Raw genomic sequence first — 21053 nt, forward strand, 5'->3', positions numbered from 1 at the left:
TTCGGTAACCACACGTTGCCGAGCTGATTACCTGCCTGCCTGACACCATTTTTTACGGTCCGCATGCAGTCCCCAGAGCAAGCAATGGCAGAAAACGCCCTCAATGTTCCTTCCCCGGCCCAGTACTCGCGCTTTGTGCAGCGTCTTCACCGCCGTTACGAGAACTGGTTTGACGCCTTGCCGCCGGGAGCCCCCGACCGGTCTCTGATGGAGCAGGCCCTGGGCACGCTGCAGTCGCGCGGCCTGGATCTCTCCGCTTCACTGCGCGTGCTGCGCCAGCTGGTGATGGAGCGCATCATCGTGCTGGACTGCGAACAGGGCGCTGCTCTTGACGTGGTGACCAAGGCCGTCACCGAGCTGGCCGAGCTGGCCCTGGATCGTGCCTGCACCCAGGTTCGTGCCGAACTGGATGCCCGGCACGGCGCGCCTCAGGGGCCGACAGGTCAGGAAGTCCAGTTCTGGGTCATAGGCATGGGCAAGCTAGGTGCCCGCGAGCTCAATGTCTCCAGCGATATCGACCTGATCTACGTCTACGAGCATGACGGCGACACGCGGGGCCAGGCCGACGGGCGCGGCGTCATTTCCAACCACGAGTACTTCGGTCGTGCTGTCAAAGGCATCTTCAGCCTGATCGGCGACACCACCGAGCACGGCTTTGTCTTTCGCGTCGACCTGGCCCTGCGGCCCAACGGCAATTCCGGCGCCCCCGCCGTCTCGCTGTCCTCGCTGGAGGAGTATCTGCAGATTCACGGCCGGGAGTGGGAGCGCTTTGCCTGGCTCAAGAGCCGCATCGTGGCGCCGCTGGCCGATATCCAGACCCCCAACGTCCAGGCCCTGCGGGGCGTGGTGCTGCCCTTTGTGTTCCGCCGCTACCTGGACTATGCGGTGTTCGACTCGCTGCGCAGCCTGCACCGCCAGATCCGCGACCACGCTTCCAAGCGCAGTGCGGGCCATCCCGAGCGCGCCAACGACGTCAAGCTCTCGCGCGGCGGCATCCGCGAGATCGAATTCATCGTGCAGCTGCTGCAGGTGGTGCGCGGCGGCCAGTTCCCCGAGCTGCGCCGTCGCCCCACGCTGGAAGCGCTGCAGCGCCTGGTGCAGGCCAATCTGATGAGCGCCGAGATTGCCGATGCGCTGAGCCGTGCCTATGTCTTCTTGCGCCAGGTGGAGCACCGCATCCAGTATCTGGACGATCAGCAGACCCATGTGCTGCCCACACGCGACGATGATCTGCTGTGGATTGCCCGCACCCTGGGCTATGCCGATGCCTGCGGCTTTCTCCACCAGCTGGACGAGCACCGCGAGCTGGTGGCACAGGAGTTCGACACCTTGCTCGGCGGCGACTCCCAGCAATGCAGCAACGGTCACTGCAATGCCGCCAAGGGCGCGGCAGGTGGACCGCCCACGCCCAGAGACATCGAAGACCTGATCGAGGCCCTGCCTCCCTCACTGGCCGGGCAGATCGCCGACTGGCGCAGCAATACCCGCATCAATGGCCTGCGCGACGAGGCGCGGGCCCGTTTGTTCAGGCTGGTGGAACGCACCTCGCAATGGGTCGAAAGCGGCCAGTCCAGCGAGGAAGCCGCCAAACGCTTTCTGCAGTGGCTGGAACCCTTGCTGCGCCGCGAAAGCTACCTCGCCCTATTGCTGGAACGCCCGGCAGTTCATGAGAGGTTGCTACATCTTTTGGGAGCAGCACGCTGGCCTGCACGCTACCTGCAGCAACACCCCGGGGTGATCGATGAGCTGGCCAGCGATGCCATCCTCAAGGAGCGCTTTGTCGCAGCAGACTTCGAGCACGAGCTGGCCATGCGCCTGGCCGCCCTGCAGTCCACGGGCGAGGACGACGACGAAACCCTGCTCAATCTGCTGCGCCGCGCCCACCATGCCGAAGTCTTCCGCACGCTGGCACGCGATATCGAAGGCCGCATTACCGTAGAGCAAGTGGCCGACGATCTCAGCGCCCTGGCCGACAGCGTGCTGCGCATCACGGCCCAATGGTGCTGGAGCCGGCTCAAGAACCGCCACCGCGATACGCCACGTTTCGGCATCGTGGGCTACGGCAAGCTGGGCGGCAAGGAACTCGGCTACGGCAGCGATCTGGACATCGTCTTCGTCTTCGATGACGACGATGAGCGCGCCCCCGAGGTTTACGCAGCCTATGTGCGCAAGCTCATCAACTGGCTGACCGTCAAGACCGGTGAAGGCGATCTGTTCGAGATCGACACCGCGCTGCGCCCCAACGGCAACTCGGGCCTGCTGGTGACCAGCTTCGAGTCCTATGCCAATTACCAGCAGCAGCGCGGCAGCAACACCGCCTGGACCTGGGAACACCAGGCCATGACGCGAGCCCGCTTTGTGCTGGGCAGCCGCGACTTTCCCTCACCTGCAGGTGAGCCTGCGACCGATCTGCACCTGCATCAGCGCTTTGATGCGGTGCGCGAAGCCGTCATCACCGCGCCGCGCGATGCCGCTGCACTGCGCAGCGAGATTGAAACCATGCGTGAGCGGGTGCGTGGCGCCCACCCGGTACGCGGCGGCCTGTTCGACGTCAAGCACAGCCCCGGCGGCATGGTGGATGTGGAATTTGCCGTGCAGTACCTGGTGCTGGCCGAATCCGGTGCACACCGCGAGCTGATTGCCAATGTGGGCAATATCGCCTTGCTGCAGCGCGCCGAAGACTCGGGCCTGCTGCCCAAGGCAGTGGGCTATGAAGCCGCCAAGGCCTACCGCGAGCTCCGTCGCCTGCAACACGTGGCAAGACTGGATGAGCGCTCCGGACAGCTGGAACCCGAGCAGGCCCAAGTCCAGCGTGAAGCGGTACTCAAGCTCTGGACTGCGGTGTTCGGGCCTGTCGCCTCAACACAAAGCAGCTAGCTGCTCCAGGGGCCTGGAAATTGGTGAGCGCCCGCTTTTCGAGGCACTGGCAGCATCCATCAAGATTTGCCTACAGGCATTGCCAAACTGTTACAAAAATGAAACCCACGGGGGCTGGAACTTCTGCAACAGTGTCTTATCTGATAGTCAAGTGCAATGAACTGACAGGTCTGCATCCACCAATTTCCAGTTGCGAAGCCCTTGGGTACGCCCATTGAACCATCCCCGGAGCGCTTCTCCTCCCTCCCTCTCTTAATTCGTTTCGGGATGCTTCGCAGCTTTTTTATGCCCCAAAAAAGGCCACTTTCGAGTGGCCTTTTCTTTGACGGCATGCAGCCACTCAGTGGGGCACGGTGTTCACAAAGCTGGGGCGCGCCGCCAGCTTGGCCAGCAAGGCGGCCAGGTTCGGATGCTCGGCACGCCAGTCCATCTCGGGAAAGCGGAAATCCAGCCAGGCCAGAGCGCAGCCGACGCTGATATCGGCCAGCGTCAGATGCGTGCCGCCGCAGCAAAACGGCTTCTCGCCCAATCCCTGCGACATGACCTTGAGCGCGGCCCGGACCTTGCCCATCTGGCGGTCCATCCAGGCCTGGCTGCGCTGCTCTGCGCTGCGGCCGGGCCAGGTGGCCTCCAGCCGCACCAGAACGGCGGCATCCAGCATGCCGTCGGCCAGGGCCTCCCAGGTCTTGACCTCGGCGCGCTCGCGGCCCGTGCCCGGAATCAGCTTGCCAACCGGCGAAAGTGTGTCCAGGTATTCGACGATGACGCGCGAGTCGAACATCGCCTCCGTGCCGTCCATCACCAGACGCGGCACCTTGCCCAGAGGATTGCCAGTACCGGGTGAAAGTGCTTCCTCCCAGGGGTTCTCTTCGACGAATTGATAGTCCAGCTTCTTTTCGGCCAGCACGACGCGGACTTTGCGCACAAAGGGGCTGGTGGTGGAGCCTATTAGTTTCATAGCAGCGGTTCCATGACACGAGTCACCGGCGACGGGCCGGTGCGATGATTCTATGCGCTGGCATGACGGCACGGCTGCCGCCGCGCAGGGCTTGTAGGCGTGCCTGCCACAGCCGCCGAGCAACCCAGCGCTGCGTGCGACTGATGCAGCGCACCTACAATTGCGCCACCATGAACCTGTCCTCCCTCACCGCCATCTCTCCCTTGGACGGCCGCTACGCCGCCAAGCTGTCCGCACTGCGCCCCATCATGAGCGAATACGGCTATATGCACCGCCGTGTTCAGGTCGAGGTGACCTGGTTCATCGCCCTGTCCGATGCCGGCTTTGCCGAATTCCCCGCGCTGTCGGCCGAGTCGCGCGACTATCTGCACGCTCTGGTCGCCAATTTCTCCGAAGCCGATGCAGACGCCATCAAGGCCATCGAAAAGACCACCAACCACGACGTGAAGGCCGTGGAATACTGGATCAAGTCCAAGTTCGACGGTCGCGCCGAGCTGCAAAAGGCTGCCGAGTTCGTGCACTTTGCCTGCACCAGCGAAGACATCAACAACACCAGCCACGCACTGCAGATCCGCGTCGGCCGCGACACCGTGCTGATGCCCGCCATCGACGGCATCATCGCCAAGCTGCGCGAGATGGCCCACCTCTACGCCGAAGTGCCCATGCTCAGCCGCACCCACGGCCAGACCGCCTCCCCCACCACCGTGGGCAAGGAGCTGGCCAACGTGGTCGTGCGCCTGCAAAAGGCCGCTGCCAACATCGCCGGCGTGAAGATCCTGGGCAAGATGAACGGCGCCGTGGGCAACTACAACGCCCACCTGTCGGCCTGGCCCGAGTTCGACTGGGAAGCCTTCAGCCAGAGCGTGGTGGAATCCGCCGAGCCCAAGGGCCTGGGCATCAGCTTCCAGCCCTACTCCATCCAGATCGAGCCCCATGACTACATGGCCGAGCTGTTCGATGCCATGGCGCGCACCAACACCATCCTGATCGACCTGTCGCGCGACATCTGGGGCTATGTCTCCCTGGGCTTCTTCAAGCAGCGCCTGAAGGCCGGCGAGATCGGCTCGTCCACCATGCCCCACAAGGTCAATCCCATCGACTTCGAGAACTGCGAAGGCAATCTGGGCATGGCCAACGCCATGCTCAAGCATCTGGCCGAGAAGCTGCCCATCAGCCGCTGGCAGCGTGACCTGACCGACTCCACCGTGCTGCGCAACATCGGCGTCGCCTTCGGCTACACCACGCTGGCCTACGCCTCGCTGATGACCGGCCTGAACAAGCTGGAGCTCAACGAAGAGCGCCTGCAGGAAGACCTGAACCACGCCTGGGAAGTGCTGGCCGAGCCCATCCAGACCGTGATGCGCCGCTATGGCGTGCAGGGCGCCTACGAAAAGCTCAAGGAAGTCACGCGCGGCAAGACCGTGCTGGCCGAAGACCTGCACCGCCTGATCAACGGCCTGGAAATTCCCCAGGCCGACAAGGACCGTCTGCTGGCCATGACGCCTGCTTCCTACATCGGCAAGGCAGCCGAGCTGGCCAAGCGCGTTTAAGCAAAACTCCCCCTGAGGCGCTTTGCGCCTTCCCCCTCTCTCGCTTTGCTGCGCAAGGCAGGAGGGGGACGACACCCTCGCTGCGGGGCGGCCCTTGCTCGGTGCCCCCCTGATTGCGCCGCGCCAGTTTCCAAGACTGTGCGCGTTGGGACTTGATCTAGCAGCCCAACACACACCAACAACAAGTTTTTATGGCCATCAAGTCCACCATCTTCAAAGCCAATCTGTCGATTGCCGACATCGACCACAACTACTACGCCGACCACAATCTGACGCTGGCGCGCCATCCCAGCGAGACCGACGACCGCATGATGGTGCGCCTGGTGGCCCTGGCGCTGAACGCCTGGAAGCTGCAAGACCTGTGCAATGGTGACGGCACGCTGGGCTTTGGCATTGGCTTGTCCGACCCTGACGATCCGGACGTGCACATCACCGATTACACCGGCCAGAAGCGTCTGTGGATCGAAGTCGGCCAGCCCGACGAAAAGCCCATCACCAAGGCCTGCAACAAGTCGGACCATATGCTGGTCTACCCCTTCAACCACGCCGCCCATGTCTGGTGGAAGGGTCTGGAAGGCAAGCTGGCCCGCCAGAGCAAGCTGGAAGTGCACTACATCGACTCGGAAGTGGCCCAGCAGCTGGGTGCGCTGGCCGAGCGCAGCATGCAGCTGCAAGCCACGATCCAGGAAGGGCAGCTCACGCTGTCCAGCAATCTGGGCACGGTGTTTGTCGAGCCCACGCGCTGGAAATAAGCTTCAGAAACTCTGGCCGCGCCGCTCCGCCGCGCGCTCCGCATAGCGGGTGAAGCGCCAGGAATCGCCCTCGACCGTGATGCGACGCCATACGGCACGCTTCTCGGCGGGCTCCATGGCCGTCCAGTGCTGGACCTCGTCGAAGCTGCGGCCGCAGCCCTTGCATTTTTCATCGCCCTGGCTTGTGGAGCAGATGGCAATGCAAGGCGTATCGGGCATGGTGTCGAACCAGACCAGCCAGGCCGCCATGGCATGTGAGGGAAAGCCCTCCACCGCCACCTCGGGCTCGCATTCATAAATCATCAACGCATACACCTCGGCCAGGGCCTTGACCTCGGGTGCCAGCAGCACGCCGTCGGGCGATGGAGCGCGGCCTCGCCAGTAATTGATGGCAGCTTCGATGTCGGTGATGTGAATGGCAGTCATGAAGCAGGCATCATAAGCCGCTGCCATGAGGCCTGCGCCAGCAAGGTTGCTGCATTTTTGGTAGCTGCCTGTGCTGTGTGCAAAGGCGTCGCAAGACTGCCGCTCAATATAAAACCTGTGAACTAGATGGGGTTTGAAACTTGAAATCCCATGCCTGCTGTGTTGAAATGCGCAGCTTCGAAGGGGAGTAGCTTATCGGGCGCATGCTTTGCGTCATGAGCGGATGGTCGTCAATACGAAGCGCAAGCTTCCGGCCATACGGTTTGCAGTCAGGCTGCAATCGAGCAAGACCTTTGATAGGCCGATGACGGTCAATCAAAGTGTCTGCCCCTGCACGATTCCTCGCGCGGGTTTGCGCTTCGACTTACGTCACCTTGGTCTTCACCCGCTGGCGTCAAGTGCCAAACCTTTGCAGACTGCACCGGCGGCATTCCACAACGAGGAAAAATCACATGGATCTGGACTTTCTGACCCACACGCCCTTCTGGATTGCGCTGGGCCAAATCATCATCATCGACATCCTGCTGGGCGGCGACAACGCGGTCGTGATCGCACTGGCCTGCCGCAAGCTCCCCCCCGAACAGCGTCGCAAGGGCATCATCTACGGCACTGCCGGTGCCATCATCCTGCGAATCATCCTGATCGCCTTTGCCATGGTGCTGCTGCAGCTGCCCTTCCTGAAGGTCGTGGGCGCCATACTGCTGATCTGGATCGGTATCAAGCTGATTGCTCCCGATGACGAAGGTCACGACAACATCGAAGGCAGCGACAAGCTGTTTGCCGCCATCAAGACCATCATCGTCGCCGACCTGGTGATGTCCGTGGACAACGTGATCGCCATCGCCGGCGCAGCCCAGAGCTCGGGCGACCACCAGATGCTGCTGATCGTGCTGGGTCTGCTGATTTCCGTGCCCATCATCGTCTGGGGCTCGCAGCTGGTCATCAAGCTGATGGAGCGCTTCCCCATGATCATCGTGGCCGGCGGCATGCTGCTGGGCTGGATTGCGGGCGGCATGTTCGTGACCGACCCCGTGTTCGTGAACACCGACAAGTGGCTGTGGATGCCCAAGCTGGGCACGACCGATGCACAAGGTCTGGCCGAGATCTCCAAGACCCTGTACTGGGCAGCCCATATCGGCGGCGCACTGCTGGTTCTGGCCCTGGGCAAGTTCATTGCCAGCCGCCGCCCTGCGGTTGCAGCCCACTAAGTCTGGAAAACCCAGCAATTCGTGAAGGAATGCGGGAACTGAGCGCAGCCTTCACGACTCACAATAGAAACAAGTCGGCACATTCCTACAGAGGTGCCGCATTCTTCAACCTTCGTTCCCGTTAGGACGCACTTTGAACCCCATCATTGTTTACGTGGATGACGCCACATACGCCCAGCCTATGCTCGAGGCACTGGCGGGATCGAGCCAGGCGGCTTCCTCCCACTGGTTGCTGGTGGCCTGTGCTCCGCGCATGACCCACCGTGTGAGCAAATGGGTCAGCCATCGCGCTCGCGAGAACTGGCGCGGCAAATGGGCAGACAAGCTGTTTGCGGCGCTGATGCCCGTGATGGCGACGACAGGAGGCAAGGTCACCGCCGTGCTGGCCAAGGGCCCGCTGACCGAGCTGGTCGCCGAGCTGCAGCAGGAACATGGCGCAGCACAGATCATCGACGCCCGTCGCCCCAAGCAGGAGGCCGTGCAAGCCGCTCCCGTCAAGGCCAACGCCAAGACAGGCGCCACCACCGGCGGCCGCTGGAATCTGCCCGGCACCATGGCAGCGATTGCCGCCATGATGGGCTTTGTGATCGACGACTCGCTCTCGATTTAAGAGCTTCAAGCACTCTCTGAAAAGCCTTGCGCGGCCAACACCTCGCAAGGCTTTTTATGGTCTGCCGCGATGACCGCAGACACAGCCTGCTGCTATGCTGGTCGGCATGAAAATCCTCGTCAAATGGCTTCTTTGCGCGGCGGCTCTTCTCGCGGTCGCCTATGTCTACAGCGGCGTACAGGTACAGAGCTTCGGCTCGGCCATGATTGCGGCCCTGGTCATCGGCCTGCTCAACACCATCATTCGCCCCATCCTGGTGATACTGACGCTGCCCGTGACCATCATCACCGTGGGTCTGTTCCTGCTGGTGGTCAACGGTCTGATGTTCTGGATGGCTTCCGGCATCCTCGGCGGCTTCCATGTCACCGGCTTCTGGGCCGCCATGCTGGGTGCGCTGATCTACTCGGTGCTGGGCCTACTTATTGACCGCCTTGTCGCGCAGCTGTTCCCGGAGTAACTCTTCCACGGCACGCAAACGCGTGTCGATGATGGAAGCCTCGAAGTAGTCGGCACCGGCGCCGGCCTTGCGGGCCAGATCCTGCGCGGCCTTGAAGCGATCCACCGCTGCCGCGTAGTCGTAGTGCGCCACCTGGGCCTCTGCTTCGGCCCTCAAAGCTCGCATTTCCTGGCCCTGGCTACGCCACACGCGCGCCAGCGTCTGCCAGGCCGAGCCATCGCGGGGATGGTCAGTCACCCAGGTCTGCAAGGGGCTGGCCATGGGACCTGCCTGATTGAGCCTGAGCAGGATTTCGGTCTTGAGCAACAGCTCTGGCCTGCGCGGTGCAACCCGCTCCACCACGTCAATCGTGGCCAAACTCGGCCGGGCCTCGCGCGGCCCGGCCTCACGTGGCCCGGCCAGATTGCCGCTGGCCGTGACCCTGGGCGCCGCCTGGGGCGCATTGTCGGAGTGCAGTGGCAAGGCAGCCAAAGCCGCCTGTGGGTTGTCGGCCTTGAATTCAAGCTCGGCATTCAGCCATCTGGCTTGAATATTCGCTGGTGCGTTGCCCGCCGTCGCCGCGAGCAGCCGCTGCACCATCTCGCGCGCCAGCGGCCAGTCGCGCAGATACATGGCACTGAGCGTGGCCGCATAGAGCTGAGCGACCTGCTCGAACTGGCTCAGACTGGAAAAACTGCCGGAACGCGGCAGCCTGGCCCACTGGCGGCGCACCTCGACACCCTGGTTGGAGATCACTCGGGCACGGGCCGCCATCATCACATGCTCCAGCGTCGGCACGGGGTCGGCCGCACGCTTTCCTGGCGGAATGCGCGAATCCATGTCCGCGATACGCTGGGTGGTCAGCGGGTGGCTGCGCAGATAGGGCCAGCTGCCGTTGTCATTGAGCCGGCTGGCCTGCTGCAGCTTGCCGAACATGCTCACAAAGCCCTGGGGGGCAAAGCCCGCAGGAGACATCAGGCTGTAACCCATGCGATCCGCCTCGCTCTCCATGGCGCGCGAGAAGTTCAGCTGGTTCTGCATCACGGCCGCCGGACCGCCCATCATGATGGCCATGGCCGCATCGGGGCTGCGCGTTGCCGCCAGGGCGCCCAGCAGCATGGAAGCCAGCATCAGCGGCGTCTGCTTGCCTTGCTGCGCCATCATGCGGGCAATGTGGCGCTGGGTGATGTGGCTGGTTTCATGGGCGATGACCGAGGCCAGCTCATCGCCGCTGCTGACCACGCCGATCAGACCCAGATAGACGCCCATATAGCCGCCCGGCAGCGCAAACGCATTGACCTGGCGGTCCTTGCCCAGGAGCAGCGTCCAGGCAAAGCGCTCCTCAAGCTCGGGTGACAGCTCGCCATTCTTGCGCGCCGCATCCTGCAGATGCAGCCAGATGCCCTCTACGTACTCCTGCAGCACCGGGTCATCCAGATAGTCCGGATCGCGGTAGAGTTCGCGGGCGATGGAGTCACCCATACGCCGCTCCTCACCCGTGGTCAGCGACGAAGCGCCGTCGCCCAGGGTCGGCAAGCCCGCCGCCTGCGCAGATGAAGTCAATGGGGAAACGGCCTGAATAGCTATCAAAACAGAAGCTGTCAGCGCTTTTAGAATATGAACTGTACGCAGTTTTGGCATCAAAAATGGCATGGCAATCACAGCATTGCCGGCATACGGATCTTCCATATGCCGACCGTTCAACACCCCACTATGATGCCTTGATTGATGGAGACGGCGATACGCCCGCCTGGGATGCCCAGGTAAAGCCGCCATTCCATCACCGCTCAACCGTGATTGGGCGGCAGAACCCAAGCGGTCTGCCCCCGGAAAGAACCTCCATGTCCTCTCTTACCCACTTCGACGCCCAAGGCCAGGCCCATATGGTGGACGTTGGAGCAAAGCCCAGCACTCACCGTATTGCCGTGGCAGAAGGCCGCATCACCATGAAGCCCGAGACCCTGGCCATCGTGCAAACCGGCACAGCCAAAAAAGGCGATGTGCTGGGCGTGGCCCGCATCGCCGCCATCATGGCCGCCAAAAAGACCAGCGACCTCATCCCGCTGTGCCATCCCCTGGCCCTGACCCGTGTTGCCGTCGAGTTTGAGCTGGAGCCCGAATCCAATTCCATCCTTTGCACCGCCACCGTCGAGCTGAAAGGCCAGACCGGCGTGGAAATGGAAGCCTTGACCGCCGTGCAGGTCGGCTTGCTGACCATCTACGATATGTGCAAGGCAGTGGACAAGGAGATGGTGATGGGGGGGGTCAGGGTGCTGGAGAAGCACGGGGGAAAGTCGGGGAGCTGGGTGGTTTAGAGCGTGTTTACGTTCTTTACGCGGCCCGAAGAGATCGTAAACACGCTCGCTCTTGTCCGGAATGGCAGACTTGGAGAGCAGTCAAATCTTAGATATCACTCAAACAGATTGCCGGAGAAATGAAGAAGGACCTTCAGCCATTTCGTACCCGCATCTGCCCGTCCGCGCTCGCGTCCTCTCCCTCCTTTAATGATGGGATTTGGAGCTCGACGCGTAACCTGATCAGTCAACCTCAAGTACCAAATAGGGAACCTGGCCTTCAACAAAGGCATCGCGCGAGTCTGCATCAAAGAACTTGGGTTCATGGTCGCCCACCAGCACAATGCGCAAGCCCGGCACCGGGTTGCGTAGCAAGGCATCTTTCAGCGACCGCATGAAGTCATACAGCAGTGCTGCATGTGCACAGCGCGCGCCCCCCAGTTGCAACACTGGGCAAACGCGCTCTTGCACATCGGGGGAACTCAGATCGGCCAGCTTGTAGGGCGTATGCGAATTAAGCGTCATCCAGTAGCTGAACTGCCGTCCTGGCTCACTCAAGGTCTGCACCACACGCTCGGCAATGCTGTGGTCACATGTGCCCGGCACATTGGCACAGAGTTTCCCACCTGCCATCAATTCAGGCAGGAAATACATATGTTCAAAGCCCACCTGCGGATACCAGTCACTGCGCCTGTACATACGGGGTGAAGCGCCATGGAAAGCCTGGGTTTGCCAGCCTTGCGCGCGCAAGCGGCTGGGCAGGCAGTTACCGCCTTGCGGCACCTCATCAATGCGCAGCGTCTGCGGTAACAGACCGCACAGTTCCCGGAATTCCGCCTGCAGAGTTGCCCCCAGAAAATTGATGCTTCCTGCATCCACTTGGCGCAGGCCCGGCGAGTGCCACAGTTCGCGCCAAAACTGTTTCTCTGCCTTGTTGTGTACTAAGCCCCAGGACTCAACCACCACCAGCAATAGCTTATCGGGCGTCACGGCCCCCTGACTCGGATCACCAAGCCGACTCATGGCAGACTGCTTCGACGCAATAGGCCTGAATACCCCCACATCAGGTACATAGCCTTCTTCGTAGAAAGCCATCGCTTGCTTCATAAACCGGCTATCCAGCAGCCACGACCCAGCTAGCTTGGCCTGACGAATGCCATAAAGCTTGTCCTCCGGGTGATTGAAGCCATCAAGCCTGGGCACAGTCACCGCAACACTCGCAATCACCAGCACCCACACCAGCATGGATCGCCCCGGCGACCCCATATGGTGAATGCGCACACACAGCCAGCCCCAGGCCACCAGCGCCACCAAGCCCACAATGCCAGCCAGAATCCAGCCGATATTGGCATAAGGCAAAAAGCCCAGCAACTCCAGCACATCGTCATAGTTCGACGACAGATTGACTTGCGCAAAAGCAAAAAGAAAATCCGCCAGCCACAGAAGGGCCAAGCCTGCCGCAAAACATAGTGGCCTGCCGCGCGCAGCCAGAGCCAGCAACAGAAACTCGGCCCAAAACCAAGGTCGGTAGACTTGAAACGCCCATGCTGCGGCCAAGCCCGGCAGCATGGGCAACAGCAACGAGCCCAGCGCAGCGCTGACGGTTTTCCACTCGCTCATCAGCTCACTAGCGTGCGGCATGATGGCCCACTCCATCAATCAATGTACGTACCAGGAAGTCAGAGGGCAGCGTGAGTGGATTCATCTCCCCACTGCCCAACCAAACCAAGAAATTACCGGCCTCGTCCATCACAAATAGCGCAGACATACCATAGAGATAGCCGCGTTGCAGCCATACCATGGCGTCTCCCATGCGGCGGCGCTCCAGAAAGCCGTCCATGCAGCTTTCCAATATCAATTCGTTGCAGGGGATACCTGGATCGTGCATACCGCGCGCATAGCCCAACAAAGCACGGTTGTCAGCCACAAAGCGGGCTAGTCCCTGGGCACTCCCTGTCATGCCCATGGGCGCGCGCAGTGCCTGCCAGTCAAAGTGTTCTACAAACTCCGGCCCACGCACCTCGTTGTGCATAAAGTTATAGGCAATGGGTGAATCCGCCTCATCCATATAGCCCAGCCCGTAGCGTGATAGATGCATATCCTGCTCCAGCGCACTCCACAGACTGCGGCCCATATGCTTTTCATAGGCCGCAGCGGCCAGGCAAAAGCCCAGATTGGCATAGGCATGACGTGCACCTGGAGTGAATTGCAGCGGCGTGTCCGCCAATTTCTCAAGCTGCCCGGGGCACCAGGGCTTTTGGTCGTCAATGACCATGGGATCCTTGGCGCGCATACGGTCAAAACCCGCCGAATGGTTGAGCAGGTGGCGTATTTGTATTTCAGCAATGCGCGGATCACGGAATGGCGGTGTCAGCCCCAACGCCTGAACCAGAGGCAGGCTCAGCCAGTCTGCCTGTCCCAAAGCCTGCTCATGGGTCACGCCAAAGAAAGTCACCAGCTTTGACAGGCTGGCAAGGCGAAAGCGCGTATCAGTTGTCACTCGCCTGCTGATCAGGGGATAGCTTTCCCAACCATTGACACAACCGGAAAGCGTACCCGATTGATCGACCAACACAATCTGGTTGCTAGGGGAATCCAGCTGAGCGGGGATTTGCCGCGCCAGTGTCTTTAACCAAGCCGGAGCAGTTGCATCGCAGCGTGTGGACAGCGCTGCCAACTGGCCTGTGATCGGATAAACCCAGCGCCGCACCATATTCCGGTCCGTCTCCCAGGCCAACCAGGGCAGGAAAATGGCACAGATCAACAAAAAATAAAGAATTGATCGCCAAAGCATGGTTTATCGAGGCGCTCATAAATGAAGAAGCGCCTTGAACAGGCGCTTCTTTCAGTCGGTTTAAAAAGAACCCAATGCTAGAGCATTAAGGGGTACCAGTACCAGTACCAGTACCAGTGCCAGAGCCAGTGCCACCGGATGCAGCCGCGCTAGCAGAGCAGCCGGCAGGACGGTACTTTCCATCAACAGTAGTGAAGCAAGACCAAGCACCCGAAGCAGCGTCACGTTGCCAAGTCAGCTTCTTGGTCTTAATCGCCACTGCAGCATTGCCGTTGAAGGTCGCTTCAAGAATTGCGGGGGCTGTCGCGCTGCCGAGATCGGCTGTCAGGCCAGTGGAGATAGTCACTGCCGCGCCCAACAAGTTGCTGGGAGTTGAGCCCAGATTGCATTCACCAGCTGCGGGGGTGGTTGTAGTCGAAGCAACAGCTGTCAGCTTGCCATCCAGAATACAGGCTTCGGCAGCCGTACGCAGCGAGCCCACTTCAGACATCACTCGCGAGACTTGGGACTTGGCCACATAGGTCTGGTATTGGGGAATGGCGATGGCAGCCAGAATACCGATGATCGCCACAACGATCATCAGTTCGATCAGGGTGAAACCCTTTTGAATGGAACGCTTCATTTCAAACTCCCTAGTTGGATAAGACATGAAGTACCAAGCAAGCTGCATGCCAATAATTTGGCAGAGGCAGGTCATATCCAAGACGACACGTTTGGCAACATGAAAGCGAGTTTGCGTAACAGTTTTGGCATTCCCGTCACAAGTAATGACAAATTTGTCAGACTCTTGGCGCAAGTCAAGCGAGCCAGTCACTCCACGACAAAGCGCATGGTGCTTCCCGCCAGGTCCACCGTGTCGCCATTGAGCAGCGGCACGGAAAGAGGGCCCACCACCTGACCATTGAGTTTGAGGTCTTCGCTTGCGCCCTCCAGCTGGGTGAGCACAAAGCCATGGGGCTTCTGGGTGATGGAGGCGATGGCTACACCGGGCTTGCCCAGGGTGGTGACGACCTTGAAGAGAGGTATTTCCCTGCCGGCCAGGCTGCCGGTGAGCATGCGAATCACCGCGTGGCGCTCAGGCAGCGCGGCGAGCGAGCCCTGGATGGTGGAGCTGAAGCTGGAGATTTCACCAAACCCGGAGGGGCTGGCGACTTTGGCATAGCCGCTGTCTGCCTCTTCGGAGATATGCGCCAGCGCCTTTTTGCTGCTCTGGGCAGACGACGGGGCACTCGAACCGGCAATCACGGTATCGAGAAAGCGGATCTTGTAGCGCCCGATGTCGAGCAGGTCGCCGTTGAGCAGGTCCTGCTTCTGGACGGCGCGACCGTTGACATAGGTGCCGTTGGTGCTGCGCAGGTCTTCAATGCTGACCTTGCCGCCAGAGATGGTGAGCACGGCATGCTCGCCGCTGACCGCCAGATTCTCGATCACGATGTCGTTGTAAGGACGACGACCCAAGGTCGTGCGCTCCTTGGTGAGCTGTACTTCCTTGATGACTGCGCCGTCGATTGAGATGACCAAAGTCGGCATGCTCGAAGCTCCTGAGGAAACGCCAAGTCCTGCTTGGCTGCACTGGCTAGGACCACTCCACTTGAGTGTGTGACTCAGCGCTCAATCACCAATCGTAACTGAATGAAACGCGCTTGCATGCTGCATCTTATTTCACTAATTCGATGAAGCCAGCTAACCGATTGAAATTTTCAACCTTGCTGCCATTCGACTGCAGCATCTTTGGAATCGCACCCGCAATCTATCAAGTCGCCATATAGGAAAAAGCCCGCGCTCGTTGAAAGCGCGGGCTTTTTGCAAATCTTTGCAAAGTGGCAGCTGCCACCTATCCGTGATTTAGAACGGGATATCGTCATCCATGTCGTCAAACCCTGAAGCTGCACGCTGGGGGGGAGGAGCCATGGGTGCAGGAGCAGGACGCTGCTGCATGGGTGCCGGTGCGGGGCGCTGCTGCATGGGAGCGGGAGCCTGACGGCGGGGTGCTTCGTAGCTGCTTTCGCCATAGCCGTCATCGCTGCCATAGCCGCCTTGCTGCTGACCACCACCCTGGCGGCTGCCCAGCATCTGCATGGCGTCGGCACGGATTTCGGTGGCGTAGCGTTCCTGGCCGGAGGCCTGGTCGGTCCACTTGCGGGTGCGCAGGCTGCCTTCCACATAGACCTGGCTGCCTTTGCGCAGGTACTGGCCCACGATTTCGGCCAGCTTGCCGTTGAAGACCACGCGGTGCCATTCGGTGGCTTCACGGTTTTCGCCGGTGTTCTTGTCGCGCCAGCGGTCTGTGGTGGCGATGGTCACATTGGCCACCTGATCGCCGCTGGGGAAGGTGCGCATTTCAGGGTCACGACCCAGATTGCCGACGATGATGACTTTGTTGACGGATGCCATAGAGATACCTTTTCAAAAAGTGGCCCGGGTAGTCAAGAAAGGTCCCGAACCAATGAACCTCGTATTCTGCCCCAAGCCAGCCATGACGAGCACGGGATTGCCCTATATCCCATCACGGCGATACATGGTGCCCCAGCAGGAAAGGGCCACTGCGCGCGAACAGCCGAGCAAGGGCAGCCCCGCTGCGAGGGCTGCGTCCCCCTCCGCGAGCAGAGAGGGGGAAGGCGGGGCCGCCTAGGCGCACAGCGCCTCAGAGGGTGTTGGTCTAAGTCAGTGGCGCCCCACAGGGCGCAGCGGCCAGGTCACCACCAGCCACAGGGCAACGAGCACAGCCGTCATGATGAACAGGCCCGGAATGCCCGCAAATTTGGCGACTGCACCACCGACAGCGCCACCGGCAAACAGGCCCAGCGACTGCAGCGTGTTGTAGGCACCCAATGCCGCACCACGCAGCGGCGCCGGAGCCATGCGCGAGACCAGGCTTGGCTGGGTGGCTTCAAGAGCATTGAAGCCGCAGAAAAACAGAAACATCAGCAGCGCCATGCACCAGACCGTCGGAATGGTGCCACTGGCGGCCAGCATGCCCAGACCGATCTGCACGACCAGTGCCAGACCAATGGCTCCCAGCAAGGCCTTGCGCAGCTTTCCCTTGCGCTCCATGGAGAACAGCAGGCCCATGGCCAGAAAGGACAGCAGCACGGCCGGCAGATAGATATGCCAGTGCTGCTCCTTGGCCAGACCGGCCTGCACCAGCATGGCCGGGACGGCCACCCACATGGACATCTGCACGGTATGCAGAATGAAGACGCCAAAATTCAGGCGCAGCAGATCGGACTGTCCCAGCAGCTCGCTGAACCTGCCCTTGGGCGCATCGGCATGTTGCCTGGGCTCGGGCGGCACCACCCACAGCACCACGGCAATGCCGGCCAGCGCCAGCGCGCAGGTCAGGCCGAAGATGCCGGACAGGCCGATCCAGGCATTGAGCAGCGGCGCCAGCACCAGCGCCAGTGCAAACATCAGCCCAATGCTGCCGCCGACCAAGGCCATGGCCTTGGTACGCACGCCATCGCGCGTCAGGTCGGCCAGCAAGGCCGTGACAGCGGCAGACACGGCACCTGCGCCCTGAATGGCACGTCCGGCCATCAGGCCGGTCAGCGAGTCGGCCATGGCCGCAATCAGGCTGCCGGCCGCAAACACCAGCAGGCCGGCGACGATGACACGCTTGCGGCCGATACGGTCGGAGGCCAGACCGATGGGCAACTGGAACAGGGCCTGGGTCAGGCCATACAGGCCCATGGCCAGGCCGATCATGGCCGGGTCGTCACCGCCCGGGTATTTGCGTGCCTCCAGCATGAAGACGGGCAGCACCAGGAACAGGCCCAGCATGCGCAGCGCAAAGATCAGCGCCAGGGCGCCGCTGGAGCGGCGTTCCTGGGAGGTCATGGTGGTGGAGGATTTGTCCGTGCCCTGCGTGCCCGCGCTGGGGGAGGTATTGATTTTTTTCACGCTCAGATTTTGCCAAGAGTCAAAGTCTTATGCCCAGGTTAACTAAATCACTGCCGGGCAAAAGAGAGGAAATAAAACCGTAGATTGTCCGTGAACCTGGATCATCTAGTCACGCGCAAGCCCGTCTGACTATCATGGAGAGTTTTCCCCGTCTGGAGCGCCCGTGTCCCTGAAGCCTGATTCGCCCTCTGAAATCCACGATGACAGCCTCTATCTGGGCCGTTCTCTGGCGCAGACACGCATCGCCATTCGCGGTGCACGCACGCACAACCTCAAGAACATCGACCTGGACATTCCCCGCAACCAGCTGGTGGTGATCACCGGCCTTTCGGGCTCGGGCAAGTCCAGCCTGGCCTTCGATACCTTGTACGCCGAAGGCCAGCGCCGTTATGTGGAGAGCCTCTCGGCCTATGCACGCCAGTTTCTGGGCCGACTGGACAAACCCGACGTCGATCTGATCGAGGGCCTGTCGCCCGCCATTTCCATCGAGCAGAAGGCCACCAGCCACAACCCGCGCTCCACCGTGGGCACGGTGACCGAGATCAACGACTATCTGCGCCTGCTCTACGCCCGTGCCGGCACACCGTTCTGTCCCGACCACAATCTGCCGCTGCAGGCCCAGACCATCAGTCAGATGGTGGACAGCGTGCTGCAGCTTCCCGAGGACACCAAGCTGATGATCCTCGGCCCCCTGGCGCGCGAGAAAAAGGGCGAGTTCGCCGAGCTTTTCGTGCAGCTCCAGGCCCAGGGCTATGTGCGCTTTCGTGTCGACGGGCAGATCTACGATGCACAGTCCCTGCCCAAGCTGGAGAAGAACGAGCGCCACAACATCGATGTGGTGATAGACCGCGTCAAGGTCCGCGAAGACATCAAGCAGCGCCTGGCCGAGAGCTTCGAGGCCGCCTTGCGCGCCGGCGGTGCCGATGCCGGCGGCCGCGTCATCGCGCTGGAGATGGACGGTGGCAAGGAACATCTGTTCAGCGCCAAGTTCGCCTGCCCCCTCTGCGACTACTCCCTGCCCGAGCTGGAGCCGCGTCTGTTCTCCTTCAACTCGCCCATGGGTGCCTGCCAGGCCTGCGACGGTCTGGGCAACAGCGAGGCCTTCGACCCCGACCGCGTCGTGCCCTTCCCGTCGCTGAGTCTGGCCAGCGGCGCCATCAAGGGCTGGGACAAGCGCAACAATTACTACTTCTCCATGCTGGAGAGCGTGGCCAAACACTATGGCGTGAGCACCGAGACGGCATTCGAGGACCTGCCCGAGAAAGTTCGCGACGTGATTCTCTTTGGCTCGGGCGACGAGTCCATGGAGTTCAACTATGTTTTCGAGAGCGGCGAACGCAAGGGCGAAGCCTTCATCAAGTCGCATCCGTTCGAAGGCATCATCCCCAACATTCAGCGCCGCTTTCGCGAGACCGAATCCCAGGTCGTGCGCGACGATCTGGCCAAGCTGCGCAGCATTCGCAAATGCCCCGAATGTGAAGGCACGCGCCTGCGCCGCGAAGCGCGCTTTGTGCGCGTGGGCGATGGCGAGCAGGCCCGCTCCATCTATGAAGTCAGCCATGCCACGCTGGCCGATGCGCTGGGCTGGTTCAAGCAGTTGAGCATGGCCGGAGCCAAGGCCGAGATTGCGGACAAGATCGTGCGTGAAATCGCCTCGCGCCTGCTCTTCCTCAACGATGTCGGCCTGTCCTACCTGAGCCTGGACCGCAGCGCCGACACGCTCTCGGGCGGCGAGGCCCAGCGCATTCGCCTGGCGTCTCAGATCGGCTCGGGCCTGACGGGCGTGATGTATGTGCTGGACGAGCCCTCCATCGGCCTGCACCAGCGCGACAACGACAAGCTGATTGCGACACTCGAGCACCTGCGCGATATCGGCAACAGCGTGATCGTGGTCGAGCACGACGAAGACATGATGCGCGCAGCCGACCAGATCATCGACATGGGCCCGGGCGCCGGCGTGCATGGCGGTCGCATCATGGCCCAGGGCAGCTACGAAGACATCAAGGCCTGCCCCGATTCGCCCACAGGCCGCTACCTGAGCGGCGTACAGAGCATTCCCGTGCCCAGGCAGCGCACCGCCTGGCTGCCCGTGCTGCGCAAGGAAAGTGAAGCCGAGGCTGCCCAAAGCGCATCGCGCTTTCCCGTCACGGCCGCCAAAAAGCGGGAATCTGCGAGCAAGGCGCGCACCGACCTTCAGGCGCTGACCGTGCAAGGCGCGCGCGGCCACAACCTCAGGAACGTGACGGTGGACTTCCCCGTCGGCCTGTTCACCTGCGTCACCGGCGTCTCGGGCTCGGGCAAATCCACCCTGGTCAACGACACGCTGTATGCCGAAGCGGCACGCCAGATACACCGCGCAGGCACCGAGCCGGCGGCGCATGACGATATCGCGGGCATCGACTATTTCGACAAGGTCATCAATGTCGACCAGTCGCCCATCGGCCGCACGCCGCGCAGCAACCCGGCCACCTATACCGGCCTGTTCACGCCGATCCGCGAGCTGATGGCCGAAACCAATACCGCCAAGGAACGCGGCTACGGCCCCGGGCGTTTCTCGTTCAATGTCTCGGGCGGGCGCTGCGAAGCCTGCCAGGGCGACGGCGTGGTCAAGGTGGAAATGCATTTTCTGCCCGATGTCTACGTGCCCTGCGACATCTGCCACGGCCAGCGCTACAACCGGGAAACACTGGAAGTGCAGTGGAAAGGCCGGAACATCTCGCAGATTCTGGAGATGACGGTCGAAGACGCCCATGCCTTCTTCAAGGACGTGCCCAGCATTGCGCGCAAGCTGCAGACCCTGCTGGACGTGGGCCTGTCCTATATCCGCCTGGGCCAGAGCGCGACCACGCTGTCGGGCGGCGAGGCCCAGCGCGTCAAGCTCGCACAGGAGCTGTCCAAGCGCGACACCGGCCGCACCCTCTACATCCTCGACGAGCCCACCACCGGCCTGCACTTCGCCGACATCGCCCTGCTCCTGAAAGTGCTGCACCAGCTGCGCGATGCGGGCAACACCATCGTCGTGATCGAGCACAACCTCGACGTCATCAAGACGGCCGACTGGCTGATCGACATGGGTCCCGAAGGCGGCTCGGGCGGCGGCCAGGTCGTGGCCCAGGGCACGCCCGAAGACATCGCAGCCAACCCGGCCAGCGTGACGGGCCGCTACCTCAGGCCCTATCTGCACAAGACCTCTGTCAAATCCAAAGCCAAATCGGCCACAAACCAAGACTGATAAAGTGCAAGCAGCT

General features: G+C 61.6%; 17 protein-coding genes. 8 read left to right on the forward strand and 9 right to left on the reverse strand.

Translation table 11 applies throughout. The features are described from left to right. Positions 1-84: 84 nt before the first annotated feature. Positions 85-2877: a bifunctional [glutamate--ammonia ligase]-adenylyl-L-tyrosine phosphorylase/[glutamate--ammonia-ligase] adenylyltransferase gene (gene glnE, locus F0P97_RS27105; protein ID WP_182285084.1), complete on the forward strand. Its 2793-nt coding sequence runs from the start codon at positions 85-87 to the stop codon at positions 2875-2877. Between the two features lie 340 nt (positions 2878-3217). Here glnE and F0P97_RS27110 read toward each other — a convergent pair whose 3' ends face one another. Next, positions 3218-3835, reverse strand: coding sequence for a glutathione S-transferase C-terminal domain-containing protein (locus tag F0P97_RS27110; RefSeq protein ID WP_182285085.1), 618 nt, complete (start codon positions 3833-3835; stop codon positions 3218-3220). Between the two features lie 170 nt (positions 3836-4005). Between F0P97_RS27110 and purB the strand changes: the two genes are divergently transcribed. Both purB and F0P97_RS27120 read left to right on the forward strand, forming a co-directional pair. Next, positions 4006-5385, forward strand: coding sequence for an adenylosuccinate lyase (purB, locus tag F0P97_RS27115; protein WP_003072221.1), 1380 nt, complete (start codon positions 4006-4008; stop codon positions 5383-5385). Positions 5386-5576: 191 nt separating this feature from the next. Then, entirely contained in the window at positions 5577-6137 is a 561-nt protein-coding gene (locus F0P97_RS27120) for a YaeQ family protein (RefSeq protein ID WP_003072218.1), read from the forward strand. 3 nt (positions 6138-6140) lie between these two features. Here the strand turns inward: F0P97_RS27120 and F0P97_RS27125 are convergent, their stop codons facing one another. Continuing rightward, a complete protein-coding gene (locus F0P97_RS27125; protein ID WP_182285086.1) occupies positions 6141-6590 on the reverse strand; it encodes a DUF3717 domain-containing protein in 450 nt (149 codons plus the stop codon). A gap of 425 nt (positions 6591-7015) precedes the next feature. Here F0P97_RS27125 and F0P97_RS27130 point away from each other — a divergent pair, with 425 nt between their 5' ends. The 3 genes from F0P97_RS27130 to F0P97_RS27140 all read left to right on the forward strand — a co-directional run bounded on the left by F0P97_RS27130 (position 7016) and on the right by F0P97_RS27140 (position 8838). Beyond that, complete coding sequence (locus tag F0P97_RS27130; RefSeq protein WP_003066777.1) at positions 7016-7771, forward strand: TerC family protein; 756 nt, start codon at positions 7016-7018, stop codon at positions 7769-7771. A 133-nt stretch (positions 7772-7904) separates the two neighbouring features. Further along, positions 7905-8381: a hypothetical protein gene (locus F0P97_RS27135; RefSeq protein ID WP_182285087.1), complete on the forward strand. Its 477-nt coding sequence runs from the start codon at positions 7905-7907 to the stop codon at positions 8379-8381. 106 nt (positions 8382-8487) lie between these two features. Continuing rightward, complete coding sequence (locus F0P97_RS27140; RefSeq protein WP_034348032.1) at positions 8488-8838, forward strand: phage holin family protein; 351 nt, start codon at positions 8488-8490, stop codon at positions 8836-8838. Here the strand turns inward: F0P97_RS27140 and F0P97_RS27145 are convergent. Continuing rightward, entirely contained in the window at positions 8797-10458 is a 1662-nt protein-coding gene (locus F0P97_RS27145) for a M48 family metalloprotease (protein WP_232538076.1), read from the reverse strand. The two genes, F0P97_RS27140 and F0P97_RS27145, sit on opposite strands and share 42 nt — an antisense overlap. A 200-nt stretch (positions 10459-10658) precedes the next feature. Here F0P97_RS27145 and moaC point away from each other — a divergent pair, with 200 nt between their 5' ends. Continuing rightward, positions 10659-11132, forward strand: a complete 474-nt coding sequence (moaC, locus tag F0P97_RS27150; protein ID WP_182285088.1) for a cyclic pyranopterin monophosphate synthase MoaC — start codon at positions 10659-10661, stop codon at positions 11130-11132. A gap of 222 nt (positions 11133-11354) precedes the next feature. On the opposite strand, the gene F0P97_RS27155 is transcribed toward moaC, so the two are convergent. From F0P97_RS27155 to F0P97_RS27180, 6 genes are all read right to left on the reverse strand, one after another. Then, positions 11355-12752: a sulfatase-like hydrolase/transferase gene (locus F0P97_RS27155; RefSeq protein ID WP_182285089.1), complete on the reverse strand. Its 1398-nt coding sequence runs from the start codon at positions 12750-12752 to the stop codon at positions 11355-11357. Then, on the reverse strand, positions 12739-13905 hold the full coding sequence (locus tag F0P97_RS27160) for a serine hydrolase domain-containing protein (RefSeq protein ID WP_182285090.1): 1167 nt from the start codon (positions 13903-13905) through the stop codon (positions 12739-12741). The genes F0P97_RS27155 and F0P97_RS27160 overlap by 14 nt, the downstream gene beginning before the upstream one ends. 85 nt (positions 13906-13990) lie before the next feature. After that, positions 13991-14701, reverse strand: a complete 711-nt coding sequence (locus F0P97_RS27875) for a pilin (protein WP_269780083.1) — start codon at positions 14699-14701, stop codon at positions 13991-13993. A gap of 14 nt (positions 14702-14715) precedes the next feature. Further along, positions 14716-15435: an FHA domain-containing protein gene (locus F0P97_RS27170; RefSeq protein ID WP_182285091.1), complete on the reverse strand. Its 720-nt coding sequence runs from the start codon at positions 15433-15435 to the stop codon at positions 14716-14718. 315 nt (positions 15436-15750) lie between these two features. Next, the gene (gene ssb / locus F0P97_RS27175) at positions 15751-16299 is read right to left on the reverse strand and encodes a single-stranded DNA-binding protein (protein WP_003064700.1); all 549 of its coding nucleotides are present in this window, start codon (positions 16297-16299) and stop codon (positions 15751-15753) included. Between the two features lie 270 nt (positions 16300-16569). Continuing rightward, a complete protein-coding gene (locus F0P97_RS27180) occupies positions 16570-17742 on the reverse strand; it encodes an MFS transporter (protein ID WP_182287328.1) in 1173 nt (390 codons plus the stop codon). A gap of 226 nt (positions 17743-17968) precedes the next feature. Here F0P97_RS27180 and uvrA point away from each other — a divergent pair, with 226 nt between their 5' ends. Further along, positions 17969-21037 carry an excinuclease ABC subunit UvrA gene (gene uvrA, locus F0P97_RS27185; RefSeq protein ID WP_182285092.1) on the forward strand — a complete coding sequence of 1023 codons (3069 nt, stop codon included), beginning with the start codon at positions 17969-17971 and terminating at the stop codon, positions 21035-21037. Positions 21038-21053: the final 16 nt, after the last annotated feature.

Origin of the sequence: Comamonas testosteroni, from assembly GCF_014076415.1 — a bacterium.
Classification (GTDB): Bacteria; Pseudomonadota; Gammaproteobacteria; order Burkholderiales; family Burkholderiaceae_C; genus Comamonas; species Comamonas testosteroni_F.

Excerpts from the sequence above, each read along its gene's own strand:
- F0P97_RS27180 (WP_182287328.1), bottom strand. The coding sequence starts at position 17,742 with ATGACCTCCCAGGAACGCCGCTCCAGCGGCGCCCTGGCGCTGATCTTT.
- F0P97_RS27130 (WP_003066777.1), top strand. The coding sequence starts at position 7,016 with ATGGATCTGGACTTTCTGACCCACACGCCCTTCTGGATTGCGCTGGGC.
- ssb (WP_003064700.1), bottom strand. The coding sequence starts at position 16,299 with ATGGCATCCGTCAACAAAGTCATCATCGTCGGCAATCTGGGTCGTGAC.
- F0P97_RS27155 (WP_182285089.1), bottom strand. The coding sequence starts at position 12,752 with ATGCCGCACGCTAGTGAGCTGATGAGCGAGTGGAAAACCGTCAGCGCT.
- F0P97_RS27145 (WP_232538076.1), bottom strand. The coding sequence starts at position 10,458 with ATGCCAAAACTGCGTACAGTTCATATTCTAAAAGCGCTGACAGCTTCT.
- F0P97_RS27160 (WP_182285090.1), bottom strand. The coding sequence starts at position 13,905 with ATGCTTTGGCGATCAATTCTTTATTTTTTGTTGATCTGTGCCATTTTC.
- F0P97_RS27110 (WP_182285085.1), bottom strand. The coding sequence starts at position 3,835 with ATGAAACTAATAGGCTCCACCACCAGCCCCTTTGTGCGCAAAGTCCGC.
- glnE (WP_182285084.1), top strand. The coding sequence starts at position 85 with ATGGCAGAAAACGCCCTCAATGTTCCTTCCCCGGCCCAGTACTCGCGC.
- purB (WP_003072221.1), top strand. The coding sequence starts at position 4,006 with ATGAACCTGTCCTCCCTCACCGCCATCTCTCCCTTGGACGGCCGCTAC.
- F0P97_RS27120 (WP_003072218.1), top strand. The coding sequence starts at position 5,577 with ATGGCCATCAAGTCCACCATCTTCAAAGCCAATCTGTCGATTGCCGAC.
- F0P97_RS27125 (WP_182285086.1), bottom strand. The coding sequence starts at position 6,590 with ATGGCAGCGGCTTATGATGCCTGCTTCATGACTGCCATTCACATCACC.
- F0P97_RS27170 (WP_182285091.1), bottom strand. The coding sequence starts at position 15,435 with ATGCCGACTTTGGTCATCTCAATCGACGGCGCAGTCATCAAGGAAGTA.
- moaC (WP_182285088.1), top strand. The coding sequence starts at position 10,659 with ATGTCCTCTCTTACCCACTTCGACGCCCAAGGCCAGGCCCATATGGTG.
- F0P97_RS27140 (WP_034348032.1), top strand. The coding sequence starts at position 8,488 with ATGAAAATCCTCGTCAAATGGCTTCTTTGCGCGGCGGCTCTTCTCGCG.